At 70.0% G+C, this 10,607-nt stretch carries 8 protein-coding genes; 5 read left to right on the plus strand and 3 right to left on the minus strand.

Annotation, left to right across the window (positions count from 1 at the left end; genetic code table 11):
* Nucleotides 1–1,611: copper-translocating P-type ATPase (locus tag VGD32_RS10630; protein WP_331031859.1), on the plus strand; the 1,611-nt coding region annotated here is incomplete at its 5' end.
* 20 nt (nucleotides 1,612–1,631) lie between these two features.
* Here the strand turns inward: VGD32_RS10630 and VGD32_RS10635 are convergent.
* Both VGD32_RS10635 and VGD32_RS10640 read right to left on the minus strand, forming a co-directional pair.
* Nucleotides 1,632–2,687, minus strand: a complete 1,056-nt coding sequence (locus tag VGD32_RS10635; RefSeq protein ID WP_331031864.1) for a PepSY-associated TM helix domain-containing protein — start codon at nucleotides 2,685–2,687, stop codon at nucleotides 1,632–1,634.
* A 7-nt stretch (nucleotides 2,688–2,694) separates the two neighbouring features.
* Nucleotides 2,695–4,815: a TonB-dependent receptor gene (locus VGD32_RS10640; protein WP_331031860.1), complete on the minus strand. Its 2,121-nt coding sequence runs from the start codon at nucleotides 4,813–4,815 to the stop codon at nucleotides 2,695–2,697.
* Nucleotides 4,816–5,049: 234 nt separating this feature from the next.
* Between VGD32_RS10640 and VGD32_RS10645 the strand changes: the two genes are divergently transcribed.
* From VGD32_RS10645 to VGD32_RS10660, 4 genes are all read left to right on the plus strand, one after another.
* Nucleotides 5,050–5,595 (plus strand): hypothetical protein, encoded by a 546-nt coding sequence (locus VGD32_RS10645; protein WP_331031861.1) that lies wholly within the window; start codon nucleotides 5,050–5,052, stop codon nucleotides 5,593–5,595.
* Between the two features lie 41 nt (nucleotides 5,596–5,636).
* Nucleotides 5,637–7,769, plus strand: coding sequence for a response regulator (locus VGD32_RS10650; protein WP_331031865.1), 2,133 nt, complete (start codon nucleotides 5,637–5,639; stop codon nucleotides 7,767–7,769).
* A gap of 88 nt (nucleotides 7,770–7,857) precedes the next feature.
* Nucleotides 7,858–8,163, plus strand: a complete 306-nt coding sequence (locus tag VGD32_RS10655) for an SCP2 sterol-binding domain-containing protein (protein ID WP_324773543.1) — start codon at nucleotides 7,858–7,860, stop codon at nucleotides 8,161–8,163.
* 80 nt (nucleotides 8,164–8,243) lie between these two features.
* Nucleotides 8,244–9,440 (plus strand): acyl-CoA dehydrogenase family protein, encoded by a 1,197-nt coding sequence (locus tag VGD32_RS10660; RefSeq protein WP_331031862.1) that lies wholly within the window; start codon nucleotides 8,244–8,246, stop codon nucleotides 9,438–9,440.
* Nucleotides 9,441–9,752: 312 nt separating this feature from the next.
* On the opposite strand, the gene VGD32_RS10665 is transcribed toward VGD32_RS10660, so the two are convergent.
* Nucleotides 9,753–10,607: oxygenase MpaB family protein (locus VGD32_RS10665; protein WP_331031863.1), on the minus strand; the 855-nt coding region annotated here is incomplete at its 5' end.

Consider the following 10,607-nt stretch of genomic DNA (forward strand, 5'->3'; position numbering starts at 1 on the left):
CAGATTCTGGAGATGCAGGCCCGCGAACAGACTTCCGGCGCGATCCGCGCCCTTCTTGACCTCACGCCGAAGACCGCGCGGCGGGTGGGCGAAGACGGCGTCGACGAGGATGTCACGCTCGATCGCATCATCGTCGGGGACCGCCTTCGCGTCAGACCGGGGGAGAAAATCCCCGTCGACGGGGAAATCCTCGAAGGCCGGGTGGCGATCGACGAGTCGCTCGTCACCGGCGAGTCCATGCCGGTCACCAAGGAACCCGGCGCGCGCGTCGTCGCGGGCTCGCTGAACAAGACAGGCTCGTTCCTGATGCGGGCTGACAGGGTCGGGGCTGACACCCTGCTGGCCCAGATCGTCCAGATGGTGGCTCAGGCCCAGCGCAGCCGGGCGCCGATCCAGCGCCTCGCGGATCGCGTGTCCGGGTGGTTCGTACCGGCCGTCATCGCCATCGCCGCGCTGTCCGCCGTCGTATGGGGCGTAGCCGGGCCGGAACCGCGACTGTCCTACGCGCTGGTGGCGGCGGTGTCGGTCCTGATCATCGCCTGTCCCTGCGCCCTCGGCCTGGCCACGCCCATCTCCATCATGGTCGGCGTCGGAAGCGGCGCCCGCGCCGGCGTGCTGGTCAAGAACGCCGAGGCGCTCGAGCGCTTCGAGAAGGTCGACACCCTGGTGCTGGACAAGACCGGAACGCTCACCGAGGGACGGCCGTCGGTCACGGCGATCCGGCCGGCGGCGGGCTTCGATGAAACCAGCCTGTTGCGCCTGTCGGCCAGTCTGGAGCGCGGCAGCGAGCACCCGCTGGCGGACGCCATCGTCCGCGCCGCCGTGGAGCGCAATCTCCCGCTATCAGAGGCGACCGACTTCGACAGTCCGGTGGGGCGCGGCGTCTCCGGACGGGTCGAGGGCCGTCGTGTCGTGCTCGGCAACGCCCGTTTCCTTGGCGACAGCGGTGTCGACGTCGCCGGGCTGGAACCGGAGGCCGAGGGGCTGCGCCTCGACGGGGCCACGGCGATCCTCGTGGCGATCGACGGCGTCGCCGCCGGCGTGCTGGGCATCGCCGACCCGGTGAAGGTCACCACCGCGGACGCGATCCGGGACCTGAAGGCCGCCGGCCTGCGGCTGGTCATGATGACCGGGGACAACCGCACGACGGCCGAGGCCGTGGCGAGGCGGCTGGGCATCGACGACGTTCAGGCCGAGGTGCTGCCGCAGGACAAGGCCTCCGTGGTCGAACGCCTGCGCGCCGAAGGCCGCGTCGTGGCGATGGCCGGGGACGGCGTCAACGACGCCCCGGCGCTGGCCGCAGCCGATGTCGGGGTGGCGATGGGCGCGGGATCGGACGTGGCGATCGAGAGCGCTGGAGTCACCCTGTTGAGCGGCGACCTGCGTGGCATCGTCCGGGTCCGCAGGCTGTCCCGGGGCGTGATGGGAAACATCCGCCAGAACCTCGTGTTCGCCTTCGGCTACAATGCACTTGGCGTGCCCATCGCGGCGGGGCTGCTCTACCCGGTGTTCGGCTGGCTGCTGTCCCCGGCGCTGGCGGCCTTGGCCATGGCCCTGTCCTCGGTCAGCGTGGTCGGCAACGCCCTGCGCCTCAGGTCGATCCGGCTCTGACACGAGGCTTCGGGGCGGATCTAGGCCGCCGCGCGCCGCCGCCTCGTGTTGCCCGGCCGGAACCGGTGTCCGATGAACGCCCACAGACCGACCGCGCCCAGCCCGGCCATGGCCAGGCCGCTCAGCACCGTCACCGTTTCGTACAACCAGCCGCCGACCGAGGCGGCGTGCACTGGATACAGGGCGTTGTAGACCCGAAGCCCCCGGCCCAGCCGGTTGGCGTCCACGGTCGCGACCACCCGGCCGGTAGCGGGATCGATCGTCACCGTGGTGCGGCCGTTCGGGTGCCATTCGCCGGGGTGGCGCAGCCGCAGCGTCGCCGGCTTGCCGGGCGCGGCCGGCCAGCTGACCATCCGGGGGGTGGCGTCGGGGAAGCGGGCTCGCGCCGCCGCCAGCGCCACGGTCCAGTCGATCTCGCCCTCCCCAACCTCGGGCGCCGCCGGCGCTGGCGGCGGACCGCCGTTGAGCAGGGCCTGGGTCGTCCCGTGAAAGACGATGGCGGCGCCCGTGAGCGAAAACGCCAGCAAGGGCAGGGCGAAGATCAGACCCAGATTGCGGTGGCTGCCGATCAATTCGCGCCGCGCTCCCGAACGCGGCCACATTCGCCAACCGGAGGCCCGCCACGCCGGTATCCAGACGATAAGGCCGGTAACGATCATGATCACAAGGGCCAGGCCTGCGCCGCCGGCGACCAGCTTGCCTGTGTGGCCGGCCAGCAGTTCGTGGTGCAGGTCGAAGATGAAAGTCTCCGCCCGCCCCGCGCCCCGCCAGCGCTCGACCACGGCGCCGCCTGCGTCGGCATAGGCGAAGCCCTCGTCCGGCAGATACAGCGTCCAGGCGCCGACCTTGCCCGAGGGGATCACGGCCGTCTTGACGCCCGGCTCCGCCGCCTCGATCGCCTCCAGGGCCGGGCCGAGCGCCGCCGGGTCGAGGTTTACCGCAGCGCGGGCGGCCGGGACGCTGGCGCGAATCCAGTCGTCCTCCAGCACCAGCAGCGATCCGGTCAGGCCGAAGACGATGGCCAGCGCCGCCAGCGCGGCCCCGGCCCAGGCATGCAGGGTGCGGATCGCGCCCATCACCGGCTCAGAAGCTCCGGGTCAGCGTCAGGGTGGCGGTGCGGCCGCGGCCGGCGAAGTAGCGCAGGTTGTCGGTCGGTCCCTGGGTGTCGGAGAAGTAGGAGACATACTGCTCGTCCAGCAGGTTCTGGACGCCCAGCGACACCGTGCCGAAGCCGGCCTCGTAGCGCGCCACGGCGTCCAGCACGGTGTAGCCCTCGAAGTCGTTTGCGGCTGGCTCGCCGTCAAACTCCCGTTCGAGGAAATTCTGGGCCTGCAGCCGCAGCGCCACCCGCCCGGCCTCATACTCGCCCCACAGCAGCAGACGATCCGGCGAGATGTTGGCGCCGTCCAGATCGCGGTTGATCGGGCCGTTCTCGACGCTGGCGCTGCGGCCGTCCAGAGCGGCGTAGCTGCCGCCCACGGTGAAGGCGTCGGTCGCGCGCCACAGTCCCTTCAGTTCGAGGCCGTCGATGCGCGTGGCCCGACGCTGCACCGTGAGATCGCCGGAGGGCTGGCGAACGTACAGCGCCCCGCGCCCGGTCTCCGACCGGAAAACGGCCGCGGAGAATTCGAGGCGGTCGCCGCGATACTCGACGCCGACTTCGGTGTTGTCCGTCACCACCGGTTCGAGGTCCAGGAAGTCGTCGACGTCCTCGTTGGGCGTGTCGATGCCCCGCAGCACCCGGCCGACGTCGGGCATGGTGAAGCCTTGGGCGAACGAGCCGTAGACCAGCAGGTCAGGACGGACCTCGAAGGCAGCGCCGATGTTGAACAGCGTCTCCTCGAAGCCCGGCTCCCCGCCGCCCACCGTCTGTGGGCCATAGAAGTAGAGGGTCTCGAAGTCATCGACCTTGAGCTTCGCCGACTCATGCCGCGCACCGGCCGACAGTGTCAGCCGGTCCGCCATCAGCGACTGGTTCAGCTGCACGAAGGGGGACAGGCTCTCGTAGGCGGTCTCGGGCACCCAGTTGCGGCCGGTCAGGACCAGCTCCTGGTAGGTCCGGTCGCGGAGGCCGTCGACCCCGACCAGAGCCTTCAGTCCGTCCACGCCGGGAACTTCGCCCTGCCAGTCGATCTTGAAGCCCAGCTTCTCGGAGTTGTTGGCCGACTGGTCGAACAGCGTCCCGACCGGCGCGATGGCCGGGTCCTGGAAGGTGGGGAAGCTCCCTCCGCCGAACACGCCCGCATAGTCATGGGCGAACACCTGGGCCCGGAACACGCCGCCGAACAGGTCCCGGTCGGTGTAGCTCAGGGCCCCGGAGGTGACCTCGTTCGACGGCTGATAGCCTTCCGGCGCGCCGCGCACCGCGCTGGTCGGCAGGCCCGTCGCGCGGTTGCCGGCCACGGTGACATAGTCGCCGTCACCCTCCAGATCGAAACGATTGACCCAGGCCTCCAGCCGGCGCTCGTCGCCCAGATCCCAGCCGGCGCGGGCGAACAACGACAGGGCCTGCGAGTCCTGCACCTCGCCCTGGGCGCCGTCGAAGCCGATACGGCGGCCCTCGGCGTCATAATAGGCGCCGCGGGTCTCGAAGGCGGCGCCGAGGGTCAGATCGAGCGTGCCGAAATCCTGACCGCCGATGGCCGCCAGCTTGTAGCCGACGCCGTCGCCCTGGACTTCGTCGTCGGTGGTGACCTGGGCCATCATCCGGCCGGTCAGGCCCGCGTTCTCCGACGGCTTGCTGGCGGTGACGTAGTTGACCACGCCGCCGGTGGCTCCGACGCCCTGGATGGCGTTCGAGCCGAAGATGACCTCCACCCGGTCGATGAAGAAGGGATCGATCGTGTAGCCGTCGCGGCTGTCGTCGCGCAGCGGCGTCGATTGCGGCACGCCGTCCACGAGGTAGAGCGGCGAACGACCGCGCAGGGTCTCGCCGAAGCCGGAGAGTTTCTGCCGGGTCGGCGAGAACGACGGAACGAGGGCCGACACCGTCTCCACCGCGGAAGCGGCGAGGGCGGTCTGCTGCTCGACGGAGCGGCCGTCCAGAACCTCGATCGTCGCGGCGAGGGCCGAACGGGGCGCCTCGACGCGCGAAGCCGTAACGATCACTTCGTCGAGCACCGCGGGTTCCGCCTCCTGTGCGGCGGTGGGAAGGGCGATCATCAGACCGAGCGCGGAGACGGAGACGAGCAGGCTTTTGGACACGGTGAGACCCGGACAGCAGGGGAGGGAGAGGCCTTGCAGCACGGCGGTATTTGCGAGTCAATCGCACTCGCATTCGCAAAGCGTCCACCGACCCGCGTTCGTGAACCAGTTCGCGGTTGAGGGATTGCACACCGGACTTCCGTCGCTGGCGCCGCCATGTCCTCTCAACCCCCACTGTCACGCCTCGTCCAGACTATCGGCCGTACAGCGTCCGGGGTTCAGGCGCGCCATGTCGTGGCCGTATCGGTCGTGGCGGCTGCGGCGTTCGGCCTCATCGGACTTCGGGCTGTCGACCTGCCTGGGCCGCGTCCGATCACCGACGGCGAGCGCCTGCGCATTGAGGTGGTGCATCCGGTCGAGCCCGAGATCCGCCCCGGCGCCCCGATGGACGTGGGCGAGCTGGTGGAGGGATTCCAGGGCGTGCCGCCCCCGCAGCCGCCTCTGAAAGACGCCCTGTGGGCCTCCGCCGAGGACTGGATGGCTGATCTCCCGCCCTTGCCGCAGCTGCCGTGGCGTCGGCCGGCCGCAGAGGTTGCGGTGGTCCACCCGCCGGCGCCCGCGTCTCACCCACCCGCCCGGGACGAAGGCCGCTGGTTCGGGTTCGATGCGCCGCGGCGGGACTATCAGGCCGAACGCGCGGCGCGCCGGGCCCGTCTCGAGGCGCTGGATCGCGCCGCCCGGGAAGAGCGTGAGGCGCGGCAGGCTGAATGGGTTCCGCCCGAGCTTGAGGTTCAGGTCGGGGATATCGCCGGGCGTGAGCCGTTCACGGCTCTCCAATGATTTTATGCCAGTGATCGCCGTCCACGCGGAGGGGCGGGGTGATGACGGCGTTTGGCGTTCGGTGGCGGCTGTACCGCAAGGGTGAGCCGCAGAGGGGCTGGCGCGACGCCGCGATCCTGTTCGTCGCCTATGCCGCGGCCCTGTGCGCCGGCGTGCTGTGGTCCCGTTCGGTCGACAACTCGACGGTGTTCTGGGCGGCGAACGGGGTGCTGACCGGCGGCCTTCTGCTGCTGAGCCCCCGTGTCGGCTGGACCTTCGTCGCCGCCTGCATCTCGCTGAACCTCGGCCTCAACGTCTTCAGCGGCCTGCCGCTCAATCTCAATCTCGCCTTCACCGCCCTGAACCTGGCGTTCTCCGTCGTCATCGCGGTGCTGGTGCGGACGTTCTGCGGCGCGGCTCTCGACCTCGGGCGGTTGCGGCGGTTCCTGCCCTTCGTCGCCATCGTCGCGGCCGCCGCGGTGGCTGAGGGCATGATCGGGGCCCTGTTCACCACGCCGGACCACGGGCTCTGGGCCATCATCTGGCCGCGCTGGGCCGCCTGCGACGGGGTCGGCATGGTTCTGGCGCTGCCTGCGACCCTGCTGATGATGCGCGGCATCAATCCCCTGTATTCGGGCGTGGCCGGGCCGCTGGAGCGCCTCGCCCTGCTGTTGGGCCTCGGCGCGCTGACGGCCGTGACCTTCTCCCACGCCGGCCAGCCGCTGATCTTGCTGATCTATCCGGCCGTTCTGTTCGCCGCCTTCCGGCTCGGCGCCGCCTGGGCCTTCCTGTCGATCGGGGTCGTCGGCCAGATCGCCACCGTACAGACCCTGGCCGACCGCGGCCCGATCGCGGTGTTCGACGCCCTCCCGCGCTTCACCCAGGTCGGACTGCTGCACCTGTTCCTCGGCAGCATCCTCCTGACGGCGACGCTGGCCACCAGCGCCCTGGCCGAGCGCATGCGGACCGAGCACCGGGCGCGGCGCAAGGAGGCCTCGGCCGCCGCCGTGCGGGCCCGGAGCGAGCAGATGATCGCCACGCGCGAGCGCTTCCTCGCTGTGGTCAGCCACGAGATCCGCACGCCGCTCAACGGCGTCGCCGGGTTCGCCGGGGCCCTGGCCGCGCGCACGGACCTCGATCCCGAGGCGCGGCGGCAGGCCGAGTCGATCGCCGCCTCGTCGGCGGTGCTCAACACCCTCATCGAGGACATCCTCGACTTCTCGCGTCTCGAGCGGGGCCGGCTGGAGCTGGAGCCGGCCGCTGCCGGGGTAATTCCGGTTCTCGGCGAGGCCGTCGACCGCCTGCGCGGCGCCGCGGCGGCCAAGGGGCTGGCGCTGACACTTGTCCAGCACGGCGAAGCCGCCGCCTGCCACCGCTTCGACGCCCGCCGTCTGCGTCAGGTCGTCGGGGGACTGGCGGACAATGCGGTCAAATTCACCGACTCCGGCTCGGTCACGGTGCGGGTCGCCTTCACGCCTTGCGGGACCGGCGCCGACCGGATGGAGGTCGCCGTCGAGGACACCGGCCCGGGCGTGGCGGAGAACCGCCGTGCGGAGCTGTTCCAGCCCTTCTCGCAGCTGGACGCAGGTCTGGCGCGCCGCCAGTCGGGCGCCGGCCTGGGCCTGGCCATGTGCCGGTCGATCGTCGACCTGATGGGCGGCGAGCTGACGTGGGAACCCCGCCCGGGCGGAGGCTCCGTGTTCCGCTTCGCGCTGGACCTGCCGGTGGCCGAGGTTCCGTCGGACGCCGCCGGGGCGATCGCCGGGACCGAGCGGGCGCCGGTGATCCTGGTCGTCGACGATCATCCGACCAACCGCGAGGTCGCCCGCCTGATCCTGACCTCCTATGGCTGCGAAGTGGTCGAGGCGGACGATGGCGCGACCGCCGTCGCCGCCGCCGGCGTCGCGGCCTACGACGGCATCCTCATGGATGTGCGGATGCCGGGCATGGACGGTCTGGAGGCGACGCGGGCGATCCGGGCGTCCGGCGGGCCCTGCGCCGATGCGCCGATCCTGGCCGTCACGGCGGACGTGATGCGCGACGATGTCGAGCGCTGCCGCGCCGCCGGCATGAACGGCCATGTGCCCAAGCCCATCAATCCCGCCCGGCTGATGGCCGCCCTGATGGCCGTCCTGGATGGCGGCGAAGCCTTCCCGGAAGTCCCGGCCCAGCCGCGGGTCGCCGTCGCAGCCTAGTTGAGCCCGTCAACTTGACCTGACGTGATCTTGGCACGCGCGCCCACGCGGTCTAGGTCGGTGGCTCAACCTCGTCAGGAGACGCACCATGGCCGATCTGGCTCAAGTCACCGAACACATCCGCGGCGCCGTGGGCGACAATTCCGGTCTGGGCAAGACCGTGAAGATCGATCTGGGCGACAGCGGCAAGATCTTCATCGACGGCGCCTCCGTCCCGAACACCGTGACCAACGAGGACAAGCCCGCCGACGCCACCGTCTCGATGTCGTGGGACGACTTCATGGCCCTGTCGAACGGCCAGCTCGATCCGATGATGGCCTTCATGCAGGGCAAGCTGAAAATCGCCGGCGACATGATGATCGCCCAGAAGCTGGCCCCGCTGCTGAAGCGCTGAGCTTGACCTGAGACAACGACCTCCACGGCGCGGCGTCCTACGGGACCCGCGCCGTTTGTCTTTTCGAGAAGGACCGCGCCATGGACTTCCGCCCCAGCGACAAGGCCCTGCACTGGCAGGATCGCGTGCGCCGCTTCATGGACGACAGGGTCCTGCCGCGCTCGGCGGAATACTGGGCCCAGGTGCGCGAGGACCACACGCGCCAGCCGCCCGCCATGGAGGCGATGAAGGCCGAGGCCCGCGAGGCCGGCCTGTGGAACATGTTCCTGCCCGGCGAGCACGGCGCCGGCCTGACCAACCTCGAATACGCCCCGCTGGCCGAGCTGATGGGCCGTCACCTGTGGTCGGCGGAGGTGTTCAACTGCAACGCCCCCGATACCGGGAATATGGAAGTGCTCCATATGTACGGGAACGCCGAGCAGCAGGCTCGCTGGCTCAAGCCGCTGATGGCCGGGGAGATTCGCTCGGCCTTCCTGATGACCGAGCCCGAGGTGGCCTCGTCGGACGCCACCAACATCCAGACCCGCATCGAGCGCGACGGTGACCACTACGTCATCAACGGCCGCAAATGGTGGTCGACCAACATGGGCCACCCCAACGTCGCGGTGACCATCGTCATGGGCAAGACCGATCCCGACGCCTCGGTCCACACCCAGCAGTCGCAGATCATCGTCCCCGTCGATACCCCGGGCTTCCGCGTCGAGCGCATGCTCTCCGTCTTTGGCTATGACGAGCGTCCCATCGGTCACGCCGAGGTGGTGCTGGAGAACGTCCGGGTGCCGGTCGAGAACCTGATCGCCGGCGAGGGCAGGGGCTTCGAGATCGCCCAGGGCCGCCTCGGACCGGGCCGCATCCATCACTGCATGCGCGTCATCGGCATGGCCGAACGGGCGCTGGAGCTGATGACCGCCCGGCTGCTCAGCCGCACCGCCTTCCGCAAGACCCTGGCCGAGCATTCGGTCTGGGAGCAGCGCGTCGGCGAGGCCCGGACCCAGATCGAGATGTGCCGCCTGCTGGTGCTCAAGGCCGCCTGGATGATGGACAACGGCGGGGCCAAGAACGCCAAGTCCGAGATCGCCCAGATCAAGGTCGCCGCCCCGCGCATGGCGCTGCAGATCATCGACGACGCCATCCAGGCCTACGGCGGCGCCGGGGTCTCGGCCGATACGCCGCTGGCCGAGATGTACGCCATGGTCCGCACCCTGCGCATCGCCGACGGTCCCGACGAGGTCCACAACCGCACCATCGCCCGGCTGGAGTACGGCAAGGCGACCTGAGGGCCCTCCAGCGAAAAAACGGTGTGGCGGAGTCGACAGAGTCGGCATTCAGCACCGAAGAAACGGGGGGCGGAGTCGGCAAGGTCGATATTGGCTGAGCCGTGCCTTGCGGCGGCGCGACGTGGGATTCGGTTTTCAAGGACCCGGCGCCTTCCGGTGGAAAGGAAGACGGCCTCCAGTATGCGCCAGGTCGCTTCCCAGGCGGGAAGATCGGTTCGAGAAATCGGCAAGCTGTTGATTTGGCGCGACCCGATATGAAAAATCCTGCTGACAATCCCGGAAATGTCAGCACGCCGTGCGGGCGCAACCCGCTTACCAGGAGGTCACGTCCCTTGGGTGCACGCGCCGGTTCGGCGAACCGTCGAAGGCCCAGCGCAGGAAGCGCGCGGTCGTCAGCGCGCCCGACTTCACCAGCGTTCTCGGCAGACCGCGCGGCTGCCTGTGCATGGCGCGGGCCCAGTCCGGCAGCAGGTCCATACCGGCCTGCATGATCACGCCGGCCGCGAGGTCGACCGCCGGCATGCCTACCGTCTGACGCATGACGAGGGCCGCCACCTCATGGGTTCGCGCATCGACGCGCAGCTTCGGCCGGAACGACTGGATCAGGGCCTCCGCCTCGGCCCGGGTGCGGGGCAGGGGATCGGCATGGAGCGCCTCGCCCACCTGCGCCATCTCGTCGAAATACGCGTCCTGCTCCGCGCGCAGCATGTTCGGCTCGGCGTAGCGGATCCAGGAGTCGAGGAAGCTGATCGTCTCGGTGACATGCACCCAGGCCAGCAGCTCCGGATCACTGACCCGATAGGGCGTCCCGTCCGGGAGCACGCCCCCCAGCTTCGCATGAATGCGGTTGACCCTGTCGATCGCCGCCCGGCCGGCCTCGGCATGATCATAGGTGGTCACCGCGATGAATTTGGCCGTCCGCCGCAGCCGCCCGTGCATGTCGGCGCGGAAGTCCGAATGGTCCCAGACCCCGGCCAGAACCGCTGGATGCAGCATCTGCAGCAGCAGGCCGGAAACGCCGCCGATCATCATGGTGGTGACGTCGCCGTTGACCTTCCACGCCACGGAGTCGGACGGAAACAGCGCATCCGCCCGCCGCAGCACCGGCCGCTCGCCCTTCGAGGCGTCGTTGAAGACGTCGGCGATCTTCTGGCGGACGGCGCGTTT

Origin of the sequence: Brevundimonas sp. (assembly GCF_036402095.1) — a bacterium.
Lineage (GTDB): Bacteria > Pseudomonadota > Alphaproteobacteria > Caulobacterales > Caulobacteraceae > Brevundimonas.

Coding starts and splice junctions, on each gene's coding strand:
- VGD32_RS10635 (WP_331031864.1), bottom strand. CDS start 2,687: ATGGGCGCGATCCGCACCCTGCATGCCTGGGCCGGGGCCGCGCTGGCG.
- VGD32_RS10650 (WP_331031865.1), top strand. CDS start 5,637: ATGACGGCGTTTGGCGTTCGGTGGCGGCTGTACCGCAAGGGTGAGCCG.
- VGD32_RS10655 (WP_324773543.1), top strand. CDS start 7,858: ATGGCCGATCTGGCTCAAGTCACCGAACACATCCGCGGCGCCGTGGGC.
- VGD32_RS10660 (WP_331031862.1), top strand. CDS start 8,244: ATGGACTTCCGCCCCAGCGACAAGGCCCTGCACTGGCAGGATCGCGTG.